This window comes from Oscillatoria sp. FACHB-1407, assembly GCF_014697545.1.
Lineage (GTDB): Bacteria > Cyanobacteriota > Cyanobacteriia > Elainellales > Elainellaceae > FACHB-1407.
The window spans coordinates 206956-228984 of sequence record NZ_JACJSA010000005.1; the positions used below are offsets into that span (position 1 = coordinate 206956).

At 52.8% G+C, this 22029-nt stretch carries 13 protein-coding genes; 6 read left to right on the forward strand and 7 right to left on the reverse strand.

The window, feature by feature from the left end:
* The first annotated feature begins 1 nt into the window (after position 1).
* Complete coding sequence (locus H6G89_RS10635; RefSeq protein ID WP_190505825.1) at positions 2-151, forward strand: hypothetical protein; 150 nt, start codon at positions 2-4, stop codon at positions 149-151.
* A gap of 47 nt (positions 152-198) precedes the next feature.
* Positions 199-1002, forward strand: a complete 804-nt coding sequence (locus tag H6G89_RS10640; RefSeq protein ID WP_190505827.1) for an LmeA family phospholipid-binding protein — start codon at positions 199-201, stop codon at positions 1000-1002.
* 24 nt (positions 1003-1026) lie between these two features.
* On the opposite strand, the gene H6G89_RS10645 is transcribed toward H6G89_RS10640, so the two are convergent.
* The 3 genes from H6G89_RS10645 to H6G89_RS10655 all read right to left on the reverse strand — a co-directional run bounded on the left by H6G89_RS10645 (position 1027) and on the right by H6G89_RS10655 (position 2276).
* Positions 1027-1380, reverse strand: coding sequence for an ArsR/SmtB family transcription factor (locus H6G89_RS10645; protein WP_190505829.1), 354 nt, complete (start codon positions 1378-1380; stop codon positions 1027-1029).
* Between the two features lie 127 nt (positions 1381-1507).
* Positions 1508-1873: a VOC family protein gene (locus H6G89_RS10650; RefSeq protein WP_190505831.1), complete on the reverse strand. Its 366-nt coding sequence runs from the start codon at positions 1871-1873 to the stop codon at positions 1508-1510.
* Positions 1874-2132: 259 nt separating this feature from the next.
* A complete protein-coding gene (locus tag H6G89_RS10655) occupies positions 2133-2276 on the reverse strand; it encodes a hypothetical protein (RefSeq protein WP_190505833.1) in 144 nt (47 codons plus the stop codon).
* Here H6G89_RS10655 and fabG point away from each other — a divergent pair.
* Together fabG and H6G89_RS10665 are read left to right on the forward strand one after the other, a co-directional pair.
* A complete protein-coding gene (gene fabG / locus H6G89_RS10660; protein WP_339384602.1) occupies positions 2261-3031 on the forward strand; it encodes a 3-oxoacyl-ACP reductase FabG in 771 nt (256 codons plus the stop codon). The two genes, H6G89_RS10655 and fabG, sit on opposite strands and share 16 nt — an antisense overlap.
* A 149-nt stretch (positions 3032-3180) precedes the next feature.
* Positions 3181-5271 carry a serine/threonine-protein kinase gene (locus H6G89_RS10665; protein ID WP_190505835.1) on the forward strand — a complete coding sequence of 697 codons (2091 nt, stop codon included), beginning with the start codon at positions 3181-3183 and terminating at the stop codon, positions 5269-5271.
* Between the two features lie 171 nt (positions 5272-5442).
* Here H6G89_RS10665 and H6G89_RS10670 read toward each other — a convergent pair whose 3' ends face one another.
* On the reverse strand, positions 5443-6126 hold the full coding sequence (locus tag H6G89_RS10670) for a hypothetical protein (RefSeq protein ID WP_190505837.1): 684 nt from the start codon (positions 6124-6126) through the stop codon (positions 5443-5445).
* Positions 6127-6787: 661 nt separating this feature from the next.
* On the opposite strand from H6G89_RS10670, the gene H6G89_RS10675 reads away from it, so the two are divergent.
* The gene (locus tag H6G89_RS10675; protein WP_190505839.1) at positions 6788-17710 is read left to right on the forward strand and encodes a tandem-95 repeat protein; all 10923 of its coding nucleotides are present in this window, start codon (positions 6788-6790) and stop codon (positions 17708-17710) included.
* 74 nt (positions 17711-17784) lie between these two features.
* Here the strand turns inward: H6G89_RS10675 and H6G89_RS10680 are convergent, their stop codons facing one another.
* Together H6G89_RS10680 and H6G89_RS10685 are read right to left on the reverse strand one after the other, a co-directional pair.
* A complete protein-coding gene (locus H6G89_RS10680) occupies positions 17785-18276 on the reverse strand; it encodes a GNAT family N-acetyltransferase (protein ID WP_190505840.1) in 492 nt (163 codons plus the stop codon).
* A gap of 17 nt (positions 18277-18293) precedes the next feature.
* On the reverse strand, positions 18294-18893 hold the full coding sequence (locus H6G89_RS10685; RefSeq protein ID WP_190505842.1) for a tRNA-(ms[2]io[6]A)-hydroxylase: 600 nt from the start codon (positions 18891-18893) through the stop codon (positions 18294-18296).
* 194 nt (positions 18894-19087) lie between these two features.
* Here H6G89_RS10685 and H6G89_RS10690 point away from each other — a divergent pair, with 194 nt between their 5' ends.
* A complete protein-coding gene (locus H6G89_RS10690) occupies positions 19088-19726 on the forward strand; it encodes a hypothetical protein (RefSeq protein ID WP_190505844.1) in 639 nt (212 codons plus the stop codon).
* 197 nt (positions 19727-19923) lie between these two features.
* Here H6G89_RS10690 and H6G89_RS10695 read toward each other — a convergent pair whose 3' ends face one another.
* A complete protein-coding gene (locus H6G89_RS10695) occupies positions 19924-21873 on the reverse strand; it encodes a S9 family peptidase (protein ID WP_190506132.1) in 1950 nt (649 codons plus the stop codon).
* Positions 21874-22029 lie beyond the last annotated feature (156 nt).

Here is a 22029-nt window from a genome sequence, read left to right on the forward strand (position 1 = left end):
CATGATTAGTCTTGTGGTCAAACCCGAAGTCATTGAACTTCCGCCAAGAGCAGTCGTTAAAATTGTGGCGAATTGGCAGGACTATCAAGCCATGCTAAAGCAACTGGGCGATCGCTCCTCTCCTCGCTTGAATACCGAATCGACCGATTAAACGATCGCTATCCTCGTCAGTGTTAAAGGATTCCACCCCAGAAGCCTATGGAATTTATCACAATTTTATTGTCAAGCTTGATTGGCATCATCACGCCAGCAGGCTTTGTGCTCGATCGCGTCGCTGAAGATGCCATTCGCGATCGCCTCTACGATGCCGAAGCGGTGCAGGTTCGGATTGACAATACTCCCAGTTATCAGATCGCGCAAGGCGAGGTAGATCGAGTCCGGATTGCGGTACGAGGAGCGTTTCCAATAGAAGGGGTGCGAATTGACACGTTTGAGGTAGAGACTGACCCCATTTCCGTTGATCCGGGTCAGTTGCGTCGGGGAGAACCCGCACTGGAGAAGCCGTTACAGGCAGGAGTGCGATTGGTGCTGAGTCGCGAGGATTTAAATCAGGCATTGCGATCGCCCGAAATTGCAGGTCAACTGCGAGACTTGAGCCTGGATGCAGTAGGCGGGTCGGAGTCGGAGTTGAGACGCTACGACGTAGTGAGTCCGCAAGTGGATTTTTTAGAGGGAGATCGCATCCGGTTTCAAGCCACGCTACGACAGCAACAAACTGATGAAGAACTACGGATCTTAGTTGAGTCGGGGTTGGGGTTTACGGCAGGGCGACGATTACAACTGACCAATCTGATAATTCAGGTAAATGATGAGGCGAATCCCAGTCAGTTTACTCAGCGACTCGCAGCGGGACTCAGTCGCCGCTTAGATTTGCAGCGTTTGGAGGAAGAGGGTGTTTTGGTGCGGGTGTTGCAGTTTGACATTGAGGCAGAGGAGATAGCGATCGCAGCGTTTGTTCGCATCGACCCCAACTCACCCCTGTTAGCGAATGAGCGTCCCTAAAATATAACCGTCAAGATGAGATCTTCAGGGCTTGCTGGCGAGGCTAAAAGAACGAAAACTCCGGGCTTGCTGTTCAATTCGAGTGGCAAGGCGATCGCACACTAACTTACACAGTTCAAAAATGAGGTCATCTTCGACACTGTAGTAAGCTGACGTGCCCACCGTGCGACGGGTCAAAATCCCCGCCTGCAACATCACCTTCAAGTGTTTTGACACATTGGCTTGACTGGTAGCCGTTTCCTCTACCAAGTCTTGAACGCACTTCTCGCCGTCCCGAAGAACGTTCAAAATTCGCAAGCGCATCGGCTCACTCAAAACACCGAAGTATTCAGCCACTTGCTGCACAACTTCGAGCGGTACAGACTCTGCTGATTTCATGCAATCTAACCTAGAGAAGAGTGATCCCCAAGATTCTAACAGTCAAACCATCTATATCGATATAGTAATGATTACAAAAATTAGTTGAATCATCAAAAATCCGTCAAATGGCTGAGTAGAATCCTGTCTAAACCGCTTCATTCAACTCAATTACATTGCCATCCGGATCTTGTGTAAAAAGAGCCGCCCGACCAGACGCGCTCATTTGCACCATACAACCTTCGGTCAGCAACCGTTCCTTCGCGGCTGATAAGTTCTCAACCGTAAATGCCAGGTGGCGATCGCGCCCTAACTTGTCTGGTTTAGGCGGTTGATGGGAAAAGCCTTCATCCACAATCAAGTGAATCTGAATGTCGCCCAGTTGATACCACACGCCCGGAAACTTAAGGACGCGATCGACCTTGGGTAAGCCAAGCACCGCGCCATAAAAGTGTTCGGCTTTTTCTAAATTAGAGACTAAAACGGCGGTGTGAACGTATTGCAGGAGTTTCATAAGAGTGTCAATGGTTAATGGTTAATGGTTGATGGTTAATGGTTAATGGTTGATGGTCAATGGTTAATGGTCAATGGTTAATGGTTGATGGTCAATGGTTGATGGTCAATGGTTAATGGTTAATGGTTAATGGTTGATGGTCAATGGTTGATGGTCAATGGTTAATGGTCAATGGTTGATGGTTGATGGTCAATGGTTAATGGTCAATGGTTAATGGTTAATGGTCATAGGTTAAAAATCAGGGGTCATAGGTTAAAAATCAGGGTTGATAGCAACCAACAATTGACGATTGACGATTGACGATTGACAATTGACGATTGACGATTGACGATTGACGATTGACGATTGACGATTGACGATTGACGATTGACGATTGACGATTGACGATTGACAGACACCTCACTCCTCTACTCCCTTTTATCCATTATCCTTTTTGTATCTCTAACGATGGGCGATCGCATGAAGGGTAAGCAGGTTTTGTTGACAGGTGGTACGGGTGGTCTGGGGTTGGGAGTGACACCAACCGTATTGGCACAGGGCGTAGAGTCCATTACCATTCCATACCACAATCCTCAGGAGGTGGAACGGCTTAAGAGCAGAATCTCCCCTGCGGATGCAGTGCGGCTCAAGTTTGTATCAACTGACTTAACCAATGAAGCCTCGGTGCAACAGTTAGTAGATGGAATGCAACGGGTGGATGTTGTGATCCATTTAGTTGGGGGTTTCTCAATGGGCAAAACCCATGAGTACAGCTACGAGCAGTGGCAGAAAGACTTTCGGTTGAATTTGGAAACCACATTTTTGGTGTGCAAACACAGCTTGCGGCGAATGCTGGAGCAGAACTATGGGCGAATTGTCACGGTGGGGTCACGCGGTGCGGTGGAACCGGGCGGACAGTTGGCAGCCTATTGCGCGTCGAAGGCAGGAGTGGTGGCGTTAACCAAGGCGATCGCAGACGAAACAAAGGGCACGAACATTACTGCCAATGTGGTGTTGCCCAGCGTCATCGATACCCCAGCAAACCGCGCTGCCATGGGAGCAGAAAATGCCGATCAATGGGTCAAAGCGGAATCGCTAGCTGAGGTCATCTGCTTCCTGGCTTCAGAGTCAGCCCGCGATATCCGAGGAGCCGCTGTGCCTGTGTACGGCAATGTTTAACCGATTGACCCGACCATAGAACTGTCTACTGCGGATGTTCTGGTTGCCGTTGCCATGATAGAAGTACAGGGTTGGGAGGTGGATTGTCATACAACCATCCACTGATCACCCATTCGCCTCAGCAGGAGCCATTCCAGGAGATCGTATTCATGTCCAACCGTTGTAGCCAGGGGCACCAGAACCCACCCGACAGTCGGTTTTGCCGTTTGTGTGGCGAAAAGCTCACGGTGGCAGGAGTTGGCATTTATCCCGGAATGCTATTGGGCGATCGCTATCGTCTCGTTCGTGAGTTAGGTCACGGCGGGTTTGGGCGCACCTATTTGGCAGAAGACATCAACCGCTTCAATGAACCCTGTGTGCTGAAAGAGTTTGCACCGCAGGTACGCGGCACCTATGCGCTACAAAAATCAGAAGAGTTGTTTGAGCGGGAGGCAGGGGTGCTCTATAAGCTTCAGCATCCCCAAATTCCGCGATTTCGGGAGATGTTTCGCGCCAACTATGAAGAGCAGGGACATCTCTTTTTGGTGCAGGATTTTGTCGAGGGCAGCAACTACAACCAGTTGTTGATGGCTCGCAAGCAGCAAGGGCAGGTCTTTTCTGAGGCGGAGGTGGCTCAACTTCTGCGGCAGTTGTTGCCCGTGTTGCAATACATCCACTCCATAGGGGTAATTCACCGTGATATATCGCCCGATAATTTGATTCTGCGCTCGGCTGACCAACTCCCCGTGTTGATTGATTTTGGGGGAGTTAAGCAAGTTGCAGCAGCGATCGCTTCTCAATTTGTGGAAGCTAACCAGGTGCCTCACGCCACTCGGCTCGGCAAAATCGGCTACGCCCCACCCGAACAGATGCAAACGGGACAGGTCTATCCCCAAAGTGATTTGTATGCTTTGGCTGTGACTGCCCTTGTGCTATTGACGGGCAGAGAACCGCAAGAGTTCATCAGTGATGCAGCAACCCCCGCTCGCTGGCAAGCGTTTGTTACCCTCAGCCCAATGTTATCTGCCGTGTTGAGCCGGATGCTAGCACCCCAACCGAGCGATCGCTTTCAGTCAGCTGCCCAGGTCTTGCAAATGCTGGGTGCTCCACCTGCTTTTAATCCAGATCTGGTCAATCGTGCCTTTACATCCCACGCTCCATTGCCCCCGGCTACTCCACCCTCTCCACCGCTTTCCTACACCCCACACTCCGCACCCCAGCCCCCTACCTCCTCTGCCACCGTCGCCTATCGCCCCGCTTCTCCCCCTGCACCCCGGCGATCATCAGGAATCAACGCGGGTATTGTCGTCTTCCTGGCAATATTAGGAGCCGTAATTGGGGTCGGTTGGTGGGCAAGAGATGAGTGGTTACCCCTGATCACGGAGGCTCCCGCCACAGGTGAGGCAACGAACCCCGATACGCAAAGCTCTGATTTTTCCCCAGAGGAACGGGCACGCAAGGCTGCTCTGCGCGATCGCCGAGAAGCATTGGGCATTGACGCAGGTTTTTTGGTAAGGCTGACAGATGCAACGTTTCGCGATCGCCATCCCGAATTGCAGGGGCGCACCCTGACCACAGACCCCAGTGATGCGCAGTGGCGAGCACAGTGGGATGCGATCGCGAGCGAATGGTTAGATCAGCTAGAGCAATCGACGAGTGCCGAAGCTCGTCGCCAATTAGGCAGCTATGACAAAACGGATCGAGATGCCTGGAAGCAAACGGTGAATCAACTGTATGTCAGTAGCCGAGCCCTGTACGATTTAGCGGATGCACAATTCTTCCATCTTTACCCAGAACAACGCGAAGAAAACTTTTTAGAGCAACCGATCGGGCAAGTCTGGCACGCGATCGCTTTTGATGCGGTGCAAGCTCTACAAAGTAACAACGCTCTAGAACGCATTCAATTTGCACCGGGCACTTTTAGCCAGGATGTTAGCGGCACACTCAACCCCGGTGAGGGCAGGGTGTTTATTGCCAACTTGAGAGCAGAACAAATTCTGCGACTCAGTTTGCAAGTGCCACCCCGCAGCACTCAACTGTCGGTGTATGTGCCTCGCCCAACGGTGGAAACTCCCTTTTATCTGGAAGATTCTGCTGATGTCGTGTGGTCAGGGACTTTAACTCAATCCGGCTATTACGAGATAGTGGTAGTGTCGATCGCTGACCAGCCCATCAACTACAACCTCACCGTCGCAGTAGATAATGTCACCTCTGCTCCGGTTGAACCGACCGAGCCAGAAGCCCCCGATGCCAAAAACTAGTGTTGCGAACACAAAGTTCTGAAATGTAGGGGGTTTGGAGGCTTCGCCCCCAAGCAGGGGTTCCACCCCTTCACCCCTTTCAAAACTTATTTTTTGCTGTACTAGATTTATAGCTTTGGTCAGCAAGCTGACGAATTGATTCGCTGGGTCTAAACCAAACTGATGTTAGATTTAGCGCGATCGCAACAAGCTAGAAGTCAACACAAAATCAGATTGCAGCGTCAGGTCTAAATCGGTTTCCGGTTCAACCACGACCACTTCAACTTCTCTATCGTTGCCACCTAGCAACACGGATGCTAATGCCCCAACACCCGCTCCTGCTAAGACTTCAATGAAGTCAATGTCACCAAACACTTCTGACAACACAGCCGCCGCTGCTGCCCCGATCGCGGCTCCCCGTAAAAAGTCTGGGTCGCTCTCTTCGGTAATGGTTTCAGTGCGAGTAACCACATCGGATGCGGCATTGATGCTATAACGACGACCACTCGGCAACACGACCTCGTCTGCAACGAATTGACTGCCTCCATCGGCGGGTCGCAATTGCCCCTCAATCTGGCTGCCTCGTGGAATCAGAACGGTGCCACGAGAAGATCGAATATCAGTTTCTACGGTTAAAGTGACATCTGAGGTTTCCTCAGGTGTGAGCACAATTCGCTCAGCTTCAGTGTAGGTCACAGGAATCACAGTGCCCGATGGAATGCCGACCTGTTGAGATTGTTGCGAAAAAACTTGGGCAACCACTGCTTCAGAGGCAGCAACACGAGTCGCTGTCACCACCGGAACCATCGCAGTAGACATCAACCCAAGTGCCATCATTAGGGCAGTTTTAGACTGCCAACGTTTTGAACTTGTCATTATTACCATTCCCCCAGGGAACGAAAGCACAGATCTAGAAGACCCGGAGCAAATCAGCAATGTTCCCAACCGTTATGGTTCGTATGAGTTTGTATTAATTTTCAATCTTTCAGTTTCGCCAAGCTTGACTAAATCTAGATAATTTCTCGGATGTTTCTTTTCAAATCTTTAAGAAATCTAGGCTAAAACTTGAGCTGAAGTACGAGAAGTTTCGGTGTTAAATAGTCACCCTTGCTGCATACGATAAGGTCAATTCCTATTTTATCTGGACTTGGCTAGAAGTTTGCTTCATTGGGCGATCGCCCTTTTGCTTTTCGATTGACGACGCGAGTGATTTCCCTAACCATTCAATCTTGCTGATGCATCGGTTCATTACACTGATTTTTTTCCAGGCATCCCAACCAAAGTAATGATTTTGTGTCCCCAACACCAGTAAACTAATAACGTTTTGCTTGGATTAGATCGATGTAATTAAAAACACTATCCCTTGAAAGATCGATTCAAGGAATAGCAGATCATCCTGAGTGAATGGATAACACGATTCAAGTCTCATGCCCATTCCAAGTTAAGGCACATTGCGATCGCGATCGCTAAATCTGCTATCTATTCCCCATGAAATGGGTAGTCTCTTCGTATAGTAGGCATCACCAAAACCACTCCTATGCCAGAATTTCGGGTTAATACCACTACAACCAACGACCAAACGATGTTTCCCGCTGGGGTGCCAATTCCAGCTGCACAAGCCATCGCTACCGATGACAGTGGCAACTTTGTGGTTGTCTGGGCAAGTCGAGCGCAAGACGACACATCTGGTATTAGACCGTGGGGCGTTTATGCTCAGCGATTTGACGCAACTGGCAACAAAATTGGGGTGACCGAGTTTCGCGTCAACACCTTCACCACAGATGAGCAGTGGCAACCGAGTGTCGCCATGGATGCCGATGGTGATTTTGTCGTTACCTGGACTAGTTTTGGGCAACCCGGTGACCCGGATGAAGGGGTTTACATTCAGCGATATAGCAAAACTGGCAACCCCATCGATGGCGAGTTTCAGGTTAACACCACCCTTCCAGGGACACAGCAAGCCTCTAATGTGGCAATGGACGCAAACGGCAGCTTTGTTGTCACCTGGACATCGCTCGCACAGGATGGTAATGGCAATGGCATCATTGCCCGTCGCTACGACAATACAAACAACACCTGGGGCAGTGAGTTTCGCGTCAATACTCAGATCACCAGCGGCGATCAGCAATATTCGCGGATTGCCATGGCAGATAACGGCAACTTCGTTATCACCTGGATTAATGGCTCCGGTGCCGCCGCCGATGTTTACGCCCGCTTGTTTGATGCCGATGGCGACCCCATCACCACCGAGTTTCGCGTCAACAACTACACCACGAATGGCCAGCTTGACCCCAGTGTGGCGATGGATGCCGATGGTGATTTTGTCATCGTCTGGGCAAGCAATGGGCAGGATGGCAGCAACGATGGGGTCTATGCCCGACGTTACAACGCACTGGGGCAACCCCAGGGCACGGATGAATTTCGCGTTAACTCCACAACCTTCAATCAACAACGAAACCCAACGGTTTCAATGGATGGTGCCGGTAACTTTATTGTCACCTGGTCGAGTGCGGGGCAAGATGCAGGCACGGGTTGGGGAGTCTTTGGTCAACGCTTCAACGCATCTGGGAATCGCCAGGGTTCAGAGTTTCGCATTAATGATGAGATCGCAGGTGATCAGCAGTATTCCTCCGTATCCATGACTCCTACGGGCAACTATGTGGTTGCCTGGACAAGCAGTAGCGGAACTCAGGATGGGGGCGGTGCGGGCGTTTATGCCGAAGCCTTTGCCGCAGCGGCAAATCAAATTCCCACCATTAGCACCTTTGGCAAAACCCTGGATGAGGATCAGGTTTTCCCCTTTACTCTGGCTGACTTTGTTGGGGCATTTACCGATCCAGATGGCGATAGTCTCGGCTCTATCCAAATTCTCGCCCTACCGACTCAAGGTACGCTCAAACTCGACGGCGTTGATGTTCTGCTAAATCAGGAGATTTTAGCGTCTAACCTCGCCAATCTTACCTATACCCCTGCCTCCAACTTCAGTGGTTCTGACAGCTTCACCTGGAATGGATCAGATGGCACGTCTTTTGCCAATACTCCGGCTCAGGTCAGCTTAACCATCAACCCTGTCAATGATCCACCCATTGTCAGTGCTATTGATACCCAAATCACGAATGAAGATGCACCGATTGATGTTGCCTTTACAGTCAGTGATGTTGATACTCCGGCTACTTCCCTCACGGTAGTAGCATCATCGAGTGATACGACTCTGGTTCCCAACGCCAATATTGAGGTTTTAGGAACAGGCATCAACCGCACCGTCCGCATTACCCCAACAGCAAATCTGTCCGGTAGCACCACGATTACGTTAGATGTAACGGATGGCGATTTAACGACAACTCGCAACTTTCTCTTAACGGTGACAGCGATCGACGACCCACCAACGATTACCGCGATCGCCGACCAGTCCATCAACGAAGACGCCAACACCGGACCCCTGTCCTTCACGATTGGGGATGTTGATACGGACATCAATACCTTGACGCTCAGCGGGACTTCGAGCAATCCGGCTCTGGTGCCGAACGGCAATATCGTCATCAGCGGCACCGGGGCAAACCGCACCGTAACCGTGACCCCTGTCGCTAACCAGTCGGGCACTGCCACCATTACGCTCACCGTTAGCGACGGGACAACTCCCGTTACAGAAACCTTTGATGTGGTAGTGGCTCCACTCAACGACCTGCCAACCATCACGGCGATCGCCGATCAGTCTATTGAGGAAAATACTTCCACCCCTGCCCTGGCATTTACGGTTGGAGATGCGGAGACGCCCCCCAATGCGTTGACGGTGACGGCAACCTCAAACAATACCGCGCTGGTGCCCAACGCCAATATTTTGATTGGGGGCAGTGGAGCCAACCGGACGGTGACGGTTACTCCGCTAGCCGGACAATCTGGGGTAGCTCTGATCACTGTCAGTGTCAATGATGGCACCACCACCACCACCGAAACCTTTAACGTGTCGGTGGGCAACGTGGATGACCCACCCACCATTACGGCGATCGCCGATCAAAACATCAACGAAGATGCCAACACGGGGGCACTTGCTTTCACGATTGGGGATATCGATACCCCGATCGCCAATTTGACAGTGACAGCGACCTCCAGCAATACCACGTTGATTCCCAATGCCAATGTGGTTTTAGGGGGCAGTGGAGCCAACCGCACGATTACCGTCGCGCCAGCGGCAAACCTGTCGGGCAGTGCCACGATTACCATCAACGTCAGCGACGGCACGACCACCGCCACAGAAACCTTTAACGTCGTAGTTACGGCGGTCAACGATAACCCAACGATTACAGCGATCGCTGATCAAAACATCAACGAAGATGCCAACACGGGGGCACTTGCCTTCACGATTGGGGATGAGGAAACGCTGGCAGATGATTTGACGGTAACAGCGACCTCCAGCAACACGACCCTGGTACCGAACGCCAACGTTGTGGTGACGGGTGCGGGTGCCAATCGCACTATTACGGTTACCCCCGTTGCCAACTTGTCAGGCACGACCACCATTACCTTAAGCATCAGCGATGGCACCAACACGACCATCGAAACCTTTGATGTGGTCGTCAACCCGTTGAATGATCCGCCCACGGTCAGTGCGATCGACAACCAGACCACCAGCGAAAACACGCCCACCACTGCCATTCCCTTTACGGTGGGGGATGTGGAAACTGCACCGGGAGCATTGACCATCACTGCCACCTCCAGCGACACAACACTGGTGCCGAACGGCAATATTGTGATTGGGGGCAGTGGTGCAAACCGCACGATTACCGTCTCCCCTGCCGCTGGACAGTCGGGCATTGCCACGATTACCGTCAACGTCAGTGACGGCACCACGACCACGACAGAAACCTTTAGTGTGTCGGTGGGCGTTGTCGATGACCCACCCACCATTAGTGAGATCACGAATCAAACTACCGATGAAGATTCGGCAACGACTGCCATTCCCTTCACGATCGGGGATCCAGATACGCCGATTGGTTCTCTCGTCATTACGGCGGTTTCCGATGACCAAACCCTGATTCCCAACGGCAACATCGTGGTCGGTGGAACGGGAACCAACCGCACGATCACCGTCACCCCTGCCAGTAACCTGTCGGGCACTGCCACGATTACCGTCAACGTCAGTGACGGCACGACGACTGCCACAGAAACCTTTAATGTGGTCGTCACACCCGTTGATGATCTACCGACGATTAGTGCGATCGCCGACCAACCTGTCAACGAAGACACTCCTACCACAGCGATTCCCTTCACGATTGACGATGTGGAAACGCCCGTGGGGTCACTCACCCTGACCGCCACCTCCAGCAACCCTACGCTCGTGCCCAATGGCAATATTGTCATCACGGGAACGGGAGCGAACCGCACGATCAGGGTCACCCCTGCCCTCAACCAGTTTGGGACGGCAACCATTACCCTCAGCCTCAGTGACGGCGCGAACACGACCACGGAAACCTTTGATGTGGTGGTAGCAGCGGTCAACGATTCCCCTACAGTCAGTGCGATCGCCGATCAGACCACCAACGAAGGCACTGCCACCACCGCCATTCCCTTCACAGTTGGGGATGTAGAGACTCCATCGGGTTCTCTGATCATCACGGCGACCTCAAGCGATGGGGCGATCGTTCCCAACGGCAATATTGTGATCGGAGGCAGCGGGGCGAACCGCACCGTAACCGTGACGCCTCTACCCAACCAGTCCGGCAACGTCACGATCAGCGTCAATGTCAGCGATGGTAACACCACCACCACCGAAACCTTCAACCTGGCAGTGGGGGCGGTGGATGACCCACCGACGATTAGTGCGATCGCCGATCAGTCCATCAACGAAGATACGCCCACTGCTGCGCTTCCTTTCACGATTGGCGATGTAGATACCCCCGTCGGTTCTCTCACTGTAACGGCGGCCTCCAGTAACACGACGCTAGTACCCAACGCCAATGTAGTGCTTACAGGAACCGGATCTAACCGTGCTGTCACAGTTACCCCAGTCGCCAACCAATCCGGCACAACCACCATCAACCTGACGGTTAGTGATGGCAACACCACGACCACCGAAACCTTTGATGTTGTGGTGGGAGCAGTCAACGACCCACCCACGATCAGTGCGATCGCCGATCAGACCATTGATGAGGATCAGACAACAACGGCTCTGCCCTTCACCATTGGGGATATCGAGACGACCGCCGATTTGCTCACCGTGACCGCTACCTCCAGTGACACAACGCTGGTGCCAAACGGCAATATCGTGATTGGTGGAACGGGAGCCAACCGAACCGTGACGGTTACTCCGGCAGCCAATCAATCGGGCACTGCCACGATCACAATTGCGGTCAACGACGGCACCACGACCAGTTTTGAGACGTTTAACCTGGTCGTGGGCACGGTAAATGACGCACCGTTTATCACGGCAATTGGTGATCAAACGGTGAATGAAGGGATTTCAACGGGAGCGATCGCTTTTACCGTGAGCGATGCCGAAACCTCTCCTGGTGTCCTCACCGTCACTGCTACCTCCAGCAATCCGGCTCTGGTGCCCAACAGCAACATTATTTTGGGGGGCAGTGGCAGCGATCGCACAGTTACAGTCAATCCAGTTGCCAACCAGTTTGGTACTGCGATCATTACCGTCAGTGTCAGCGACGGCACAGCGACCACCGTTGAAACCTTCAACGTCGTTGTAGGCGCGATCAACGACCCACCCACCATTACGGCGATCGCCGATCAGACGATTAACGAAGATCAGGCGACAACTGCGCTGCCCTTTACCATTGCCGACGTTGATAACCCGGTCAATACCCTGACGGTTACGGCAACGTCGGCAAATCCGGCATTGGTGCCCGATAGTAACATTGTCATCAGTGGCACGGGAGCCAACCGCACGGTGACGGTCACTCCACTGGCAAACCAGTCTGGCACTGCCACCATCACCATCAATGTCAGCGACGGCACGACCACGACCACGGAGACGTTTGATGTAGTGGTCAACGGGGTTAACGATCCGCCCACCATCAGTGCGATCGCCGATCAGACCACCAACGAAGATACCCCCACCGCTGCCATTCCCTTTACGCTGGACGACATTGATACTTCTCCACTTGGGCTTATCGTTACAGCCACGTCTAGCAATCCAACGCTCGTTCCCAATGGCAACCTGACCATCGGAGGAACGGGAACCAACCGGACTATCATCGTCAATCCGGCAGCCAACCAAACAGGTACTGCCACCATTACGGTGAATGTCAACGATGGCACAACCACCGTTACCGAAACCTTCGACATTGTGGTGAATCCGGTTAATGACCCGCCGACCATCACTGCGATCGCCGATCAAAGTGTCAACGAAGGGGTAACAACCGGGGCACTTGCCTTTACGGTCAACGACGCAGAAACGCCAGCAGGTTCGCTCACCATCACCGCCACCTCCAATAACCCCACACTCGTTCCCAATAGCAATATCATTTTGGGCGGTAGTGGGGCTAACCGCACTGTCACTGTGAACCCGGCGGCTAACCAGTTTGGCACTGCTACGATCACGGTCAGCGTCAGCGACGGCACACTTACTACGACCGAAACCTTTGATGTGGTAGTAGGAGCGGTCAACGACCCACCGACGATCAGCACCATTAACAACCAGCTCACCAACGAAGACACCCCAACCACCGCCATTCCGTTCACGGTGGGGGATATCGACACTCCCCTCAGCAACCTGACCATCACAGCCACCTCTAGCAATGGGGCACTGGTTCCCGATGGCAATGTTGTAATCACGGGAACGGGGGCAAACCGGACTGTTGTCGTGACTCCAACGGCAAACCAATCGGGCACAACCACTATCACGCTGACGGTCAGCGATGGCAATCAGACTGCCACTGAAACCTTTGATGTCACGGTGAATCCGATCAACGACGCACCCATTGCCAGTGCGATCGCCGACCAGAACACCAGCGAAAACACCGCGACAGCCCCCATTCCCTTCACAATCAGCGATATCGACAGCCCGCTGGGAACCTTGGTCGTCACGGCAACTTCCGGCAACACGGCACTGATTCCCAACAGTAATATCATCATCAGCGGCACGGGAGCGAACCGCACTGTCACCGTTACCCCTGCCACCAATCAATCGGGCACTGCCACCATTAGCGTTCGCGTGAGTGATGGCACTAACTTCAGCACCGAAACCTTTGATGTGGTCGTGACTTCGGTTAACGATCCGCCGACGATCGCCCCCATTAGCGATCGGGTGATTAACGAAGACACTTCCACCGGAGCTATCCCCCTCACCCTGGCGGATATCGACACATCGCTCAATTCCCTTACGGTCACGGCTACCTCCAGCAACCCGGCATTAATCCCCAATGGCAACATCGTCATCCTAGGTGCGGGAGCCAATCGGTCGATCAACGTTACGCCACTCGCGAACCAGACCGGAATTGCCACAATCACCGTTAACGTCAATGACGGCACGACTACCGTTACTGAAACCTTTGATGTCACGGTGAATCCGGTTAACGACCCACCAACCGTCAGCGTGATCGCGGATCAGACCACTACAGAGGGCACTGCCACCACTCCCATTGCCTTTACCGTTGGCGATGCAGAATCGCTGCCTGACTCCCTCGTCATCACGGCAACTTCCGGTAACACCACCCTCGTTCCCACGGGCAACATTGCTATCGGTGGCACCGGAGCGAACCGCACCGTCACCGTTACCCCCGTTGCCAACCAATCGGGAACAGCCGTCATTACCCTTCAAGTGAGTGATGGCACGGCAATTACCACCCGTGTCTTCAACTTAGTGGTAGGGGCAGTCAACGATGCACCCACCATCACGGCGATCGCAAATCAGACCATCAATGAAGACACCGCATCAACAGCGATTCCGTTCACGATCGGGGATGTAGATACCCCAGTCGGTTCATTGACCGTGACGGCTACATCCAGCAATCCAACCCTGATTCCCAATGGCAGTATCGTCATCGGTGGCACTGGGGCAAACCGCACGGTTACCGTCACTCCTGCCACAAACCAGAACGGGACTTCAACCATCACCCTCACCGTCAACGATGGCAACTCCACAACCACTGAAACCTTTGATGTGGTAGTTACGCCCATCGCTGACCCCCCCACGGTGAACCCGGTCAACAAGGCAGGCACCGAGAACACAAATGTCATCTTTGCCACGACTGACTTTGCTGCCGGATTCGCTGACCCTGATGGTGATACCCTCAATCAACTCCGAATTACATCGTTGCCCACGAACGGTACCTTACGCCTTAGCGGTGCTGCTGTTACGGTCAATCAGGTGATTCCAGTCGCGCAGATCGCCGACCTGACCTATACGCCCAACCCCCAATTCAACGGCACTGATAGCTTTGGCTGGACAGGCTCCGATGGCACCAGCTTTGCCGCCACCGCCAGCACCGTCACTCTGGCGATCGCCGCTGTGAATGACGCGCCTACCCTAACCAACGTCAGCAAGGTTATTAACGAAGACACCGTTATCAACTTTTCCAGCAATGACTTTATCGGTGCATTTAGCGATCTCGATGGCAACAGCCTGGTTAAGATTCAGATTACATCGCTGCCAACCAACGGCACCTTACGGTTGGGAGGCTCGCTCGTCACGATCAACCAGGAAATTGCAGTTGCTCAGCTCAACAGCCTGACCTTCACCCCCAACACCAACTTTGGTGGAACCATCAGCTTTGGCTGGAATGGCTCCGACGGCACCCTGTATGCCGCAACCGCTGCAACCGTCAATATCACAGTGAACGCTATTGATGACCCTCCGGTTGTCACCACCACGGCTACCCCCATTCCCTACGCAGAGGGAGCCAGCGCAATTCCCATCGATAGTGGACTAACGCTGAGCGATACCGATAGCACTCAACTGAACGGTGCCACGGTCACCATTGTCAACTTTGATCCTGCCCAGGATGTGTTAAACTTCACCCCCCAGGCAGGCATTACAGGTAGCCTCAGCGGTGGCACACTCACCTTCTCAGGAACAGCTAATCTCAACGACTATATTGCCGTCTTGCGATCGGTCACCTATCGCAACAGCAGCAGCACTCCCAATCTTGCCGATCGCCTGGTGCGCTTTTCTGTCAGAGACACCAGCAACGTCACCAGCAACTTTGCCACCCGAACTATTCAAGTTCTGCCGGATGACACCGCTCCATTGGTGACGACAACGGGCAGTCCCCTCGCCTATCCCGAAAATGGTGGAGCCGTCTTGATTGATACGGGAGTTACCATTGGCGATTCCGACAGTGTGCTGCTTACGGGTGCAACTGTGACGATTGTGGGCTACACCCCTGGTAGCCAGGAACTTCTCGGTTTCAACCCCCAAAACGGCATCACAGGAACCTTTGACAGCGCGACCGGCGTTTTAACGCTGAGTGGTTTGTCTGCCCTGCCTAACTATCAAAACGCGCTGCGATCGATCACCTACACCAACAACAGCGACAATCCGCCGACTTCACGGGCAATTCAATTCGCTGTCCGCGACAACACCTCCAGCGGCAACCTGGCATCTCGTCAGATCCAAATTGCGCCTGTCAATGATGCCCCCAGCATCACTACTTCCCTGGGCGTGATTCCCTATGACAGAACGAAAGGGGCGATCGCCCTTGATGTGGGTATGGCTGTAGTCGATCCGGATACAACCACGTTAACCAGTGCGGCGATCGCGATCGTTGGTTACACCCCAGGGCAAGGCAATCTGGGCTTTACTAACCAAAACGGCATCACGGGCAGCTTTAACGCCAATACTGGTGTGCTGACGCTAACCGGGGTTGCCTCTGCCAATGCCTATCAGACTGCATTGCGAACGATCACATACAACAATCCCAACGCCACGGTCAATACGCCATCCCAACTGATTCAGTTCAGTGTCAGTGACGGCAGCTTGAGCAGTAACCCCACCATCGGCGCATTGCAAATTGTCTTTGAAAACACGCCTCCAACGGTGGATTTAAATGGTGCCAGCGCAGGCATCGACCTGACCATGTCAGCGACTCCGGGAGCAGTTGCCCGGGTTGCCGATGGCATTACCCTGAGCGATGTTGATAGTGCTACTCTGTCGTCGGCGTTGGTGTTTATCGAAAATCCAATTCGCCTGCTGCAAGAACAGCTTGCTGTTGACACCACAGGAACAGGGATTATCGCTTCTTACAACCCCGATGTCGGAGTGCTCAACCTGTTGGGAAGTGCTTCTGTCGCGACCTATCAACAGGTACTCCGCAGCGTCACCTACCGCAGCAGTGTCCTTGACCCAGAAGCAACGCCACGTCGCATTCGCTTTAGCGTTCACGATGGCGAAGACGACAGTGCTACCGCAACCACAACCCTGAGCTTTGCCATCGGAGGGCTTCCCGGCGGCGGTCCGGGACTTTCTCTGGTGACAACCCCCAATCGCGATGTGATTGATGCACCGACAACCGATGATGCAGTAAGCTCCGTCCTGGCAAACTTGCAACAGAGCGACACGATCAGCGGTGGCATTGGGTTAGATGCCTTTATCCTCACGGATGGCACTGGAACGGCGATTGTCGATGCCAGAAGCACCACCAACCAAGTCACAGGTATTATTTCCAACGGCACCACGGTCACTAACTTTGAACGGTTTGATTTCAGTGGCTTTGGTGGTACTGCCACCATGATGGGCAGCGACTTGCAAAACGACAGCCTTATTGGTGGCTTGGGGAACGACTCCCTCATGGGCGGTGGTGGGAACGACTCCCTCACCGGAAATGCCGGTAACGACATATTGGATGGAGGACTGGGAACAGACTCACTGATTGGAAATGGCGGTAACGATCTCTATGTTGTTGACAGCTTGACCGATTCAATCGTTGAGGGACTGAATGCAGGTACTGACACTGTGCGTTCCAGCGTCACGATGACCCTGGGGACTAACGTTGAAAACTTGCTGCTCACCGGAACCGCTCTCAACGGCACGGGCAATGCCCTGAACAACAGCATCACTGGCAACGGGTTGAATAATGTTCTCGTTGGCGACGTGGGGAATGACACACTGTTAGGTGATGCAGGTCGCGATCGCATCACAGGTGGGGTCGGCAACGATCGCATCACAGGCGGTGCAGGTGGCGATCGCCTCACAGGTGGCGCAGGTCGCGATGGCTTCCAATTCAACAATCGGCGTGAAGGCGGAGATTTGATTACTGACTTCAACGCCCCACAAGACACGATTTATATTGCCCGAAGTGGGTTTAACCGTCGCCTCAGGCGGGGTCGGGTGAGAGCCGATCAATTTGTCTTAGGCAGCGGTGCGGCTGACACGAGCGATCGCTTTATCTACAACTCCGCTACCGGAAGCCTCTTTTACGATGCTGATGGTCTAGGCGGAACCCGTCAGGTGCAGATCGCCCGCCTGACCAATCGTGCCAGCCTTACCAACGCAGATATTGTGCTGCTTTAGGTGGCAAGGGAGTAAGGGAGTAGATGGGTAGATGAGTATGAGAGACGCGATTAATCGCATCTTTACCGTTTACCCTACTCCCTATTCCCCAAAATCTTGACGTAAATGCGATCGCACCGTGCCGTTTCAACTCCGCTTGAGGGTTGATAGCCGCTGCTTTCGTAGAGCTTGGTGGCTTCTTTAAGAACGCTGGCGGTTTCTATCCAGATTTGCCGAAAGTGGCGAGTGGCGATCGCCTCCTCCAAAGCTTGTAACAGGTAACGTCCCAAGCCGTGACCTCTGACGCTGGGATGCAGATACATTTTGCGAATTTCAACCGCTTTTTCGCCTCGCTCGACGGGGTAGTATCCGGCAGTTCCAACGACCTGTCCCCGATGTTCGACGACCCAAAATTCGCCACCAGTCTGCCAGTAGGCTTCCTCAACGTGAAAGGCATCCCAATCGGTGCCGTCTGGCTCACAACCCAGGTTGTATTCTGCCAGAACAGAACAAATAACCTCAAAAGCAGGCGTGCGATCGCCCGGTTGCCAATCCCGAATTAAAACGTCACGGTATTGAGTGTGCATTCAAGCTCCCTGACTTCTTAACTGTGGATTCTTGGTTCAGGATGCAGGGTAGATAGTAACTCGCTCTCCACGATCGCCAGTTCCTCTAACCGTTGCTCAACCGCTTCTCGATCGAAGTAGGTCGTCGCCAATACCCAATAGATGCCATAATGGCGAGCTTCCGATGCCATTAAGCCACGATAAAACTGTGCCAATTCGCGATCAGGACAATGTGCCGCTAATAACCCCAGTCGCTCATGACTGCGGGCTTCAATCAGCCCAGATACCAGCAACGAATCCAGCATCCGATCCGGTTCATGTCGCCGAATCTGGTTCTTTAATCCAGCGGCGTAGGGCGGTGCAGAAAGGGGAGCCAGAGCGATGCCCCGGCGATCGAGCCACTGGTTAACCTGCTCAAAGTGCTCCAGTTCTTCCTGGGCGATCGCGGTCAGTTGTCGTACTAACTTCGTGCTGGAGGGATAGCGAAAAATCAGATTGAGTGCCACTCCTGCGGCTTTGCGCTCACAGTGAGAATGGTCGAGCAACACGGTGTCAAGGTTGGCGATCGCCTGTTCTATCCAGGCGGTTGAAGTAGGGTGTTGCAGAAATTTGATTGATTTAGGTGCCAGAGTTTCCACAGCGAGTCAGTCAACATTAGAAGCACGTTGCTCATTCAATATAGTCTTTTTGGGTGAGGTTAGACGGAGTTTCGTTACCTAAGCTACGGAGATGTTTGTGGCTAGTTGTGCGGTGTTAGAACACGCTCCCATTCTGCTTAACCCCGACCAGTAGCCCTTGAATAACAACGCAGTTTTAGATCAGAGGTGAATTCATGGTTGCCCTAGAGTCCTTTTTTGAGGCGATCGACACGATTGCCGATTCATTCGACGGCACAATCACTGTAATTGATACCCAGGTCACCATTGACCTGACGACAGTTTATGGTCCGATCGAAGGGACAGTTGACCTGACAGGTGATCCGGAAGTCGTGGATCTAACCACACCCGTTGGCGATATTGACGGCACAGTCGATATCAACGATGAACAAGTTTTGCTCAATTTAACCACACCCTACGGGGCTATCACTGGTAATGTGACCTACGGCGATGGCAGTGTGGTCGTTGATATTGCTACACCGATTGGCGACATTGATGGCACAGCGACTTATACCAATAATCAGGTAGCCGTATACTTGGCGACGCCTTTGGGTCCAGTAGTGGGCAACTTCAACATTTCAGACGACTTATTGACCGTCAATCTCAATACAGCTTTGGGACCGATTGCAGGCATTGTGGCATTCTCGGATACTCAGATTACGAGTGATCTGACGACTCCGTTGGGTCCAATTGAAGGAACGATTACCCTCTCGAATGGTCAATTGACTGGCGATTTGACGACTCCCTTTGGAAATGTGGATGGTTCCATTAATTTGGGTCAATTTAGTCAATTTTTAGGTGGGGTTAATCTTTAACCGTGTAATTCTAAAATCCCTGTACGCGTGGGGCATTCGGCAGTTTATCCTGTGTCTTACATTACAACCAAGCTGCCGAATGCTATGCCTTACGACCATCACTTATCACCCACTGACCATTGACCATTGACCATTGACCATTGACTACTGACCACTGACCATTGACCATTGACCATTGACCACTGACCATTGACCATTCACAAATTCTCGATCGCCACAGGTTCAATCATGTCCGCCAAGTCAAACCCAAAGATTTTGGCATAGAAATAGAGTTCACCATCCAGAGCACGTTTGATATTTTCGGCTTTGCGGAAGCCGTGTTGTTCCCCCTCAAACAACACGTAGGCAACGGGTAAACCCTTGGCTTTGAGTGCATCGACCATCATCTCAGCCTGGTTGGGAGGTACGATTTTGTCTTCGTCACCCTGGAAGAAGATCACCGGGCAAGAGAGGCGATCGACAAAGTGAATGGGCGATCGCGCCTGATATAAATCGGCACGTTCGGGATAGGGGCCGATTAAGCCATCCAGGTAGCGCGACTCAAACTTGTGGGTATCTTCAGCAAGGGCAGCGAGGTCGCTGACGCCGTAATAGCTGGCTCCCGCTTTAAACACTTGCCGGAAGGTAAGAGCAGCGAGGGTTGTATATCCGCCTGCACTGCCGCCATCAATACAGAGGCGATCGCCATCCGCTAACCCTTTCTCGACCAGATACTTGGCTCCATTCACACAATCGTCAATGTCCACAATGCCCCAATTGCCCTTAAGCCGTTCCCGGTAGGCGCGTCCATAGCCCGTGCTGCCACCGTAGTTGACATCTAACACGGCGATGCCGCGACTCGTCCAATATTGAATGCTGAGGTTGAAGTTGGCGGAGGTTGCAGCAGTGGGTCCCCCATGGCTCTTAACTAACAAGGGTGGACGGGCATCAACAGGAGCAGTGTAGTCCTTGTTTTTAGGTGCGTAATAGATGCCATACGCCGTTAAACCTTGCTCCGTGGGAAACTCAATCACCTCTGGCACTGACAAATAGCCCGGATCAATTTCTAACTCGCTGGAGCGACGCAGCACTTCAAACTGTCCAGTAGCCAGATCAAGACGAGCGATCGCCCCAGGAGCGGTAGGCGACCCTCCGGCAAATACCAGATGTTTTGAGGAAACGCGGACTCCACCAATGCTGGCATAGGGCGTGGGAATTTTGGTTAATTCCAGGGTTTGTGTATTGAGGCGGGCAACAGACTGAATGCCATTCTCGACATAGGTACAAATCAGGCTATCGCTGGACTCAAAACCGTAGGTAGACATGCGAAAAATCCAGTGGGGCATACCAAACTCGGCTGATTTTTCACAGATTGGCTCAACTTCGCTCACCGGAGTACCGACCCGATAGCGGTAGAGGTTCCACCAACCCGTGCGATCGCCAATAAAATAGAGCATGCCATCCGGCGACCACTCAGGTTGAAAGATGGACTCAGTTAGTCCCCCAGCAATTTTTTGGGCTGCTCCCAGAGAACCGTCTGCTTGAACAGGGGCAAGCCACAGTTCCGTGCCATCCCACGGCATATTGGGGTGATTCCAACTCAACCAGGCTAAGGAAGCCCCATCAGGACTGAGTCGTGGAGAACTGTAAAAATCGCTGCCCGACACAAGCACCTGACCACCATCGGGAGCTTCCGAGGAAATGCTTGAAACTGCAACGATGGTGTTAACAGATTCACCCTCGCCTGTGTGATCTTCACGCACTGCAATCAGACGTTGACGTGACTGATCTACTACCGCATCGGCATAACGCAGATCGATCGCTGGCGTTAGCGGTTGGGGGTCCTGTCCGGCTTCCTGGCGATAGAGCCGTTGATCGGCAAAGTTTGAGAAATAGACCACTCCATCTGCAACAACATAGGCACCGCCACCGTATTCATGCACGCGGGTTCGTACATTAAAGGGGGTAGGAGTCAGATCAGTTGTGGTGCCATCGGGCGATCGCCTTACGACAACATTGCGCCCTGCCTCGGTGGGTCGCATCTCACTCCAGTAGATATCATCTCCATCCAGCATGATCTGCCCCAGGCTGATGGTTCCTGCCACGATCAGGTCAGAGGTAATAGGAGATTTCCATGAGCCATAAGGAGCGGTAAAGGGTTGAGTCATCGTTCTAGCCATCAAACTAAGTGCCTATCACTGAGGATAAAGGCTTTTGCAGAGGAGAGGGTAGAAGAGTGGAAGCGTCGAAGGGTAGAGGCGAGAAATCCTCAACCAGAACGATTGACGGATGACGATTGACAATGGCACAGGTACGTCCTGAGC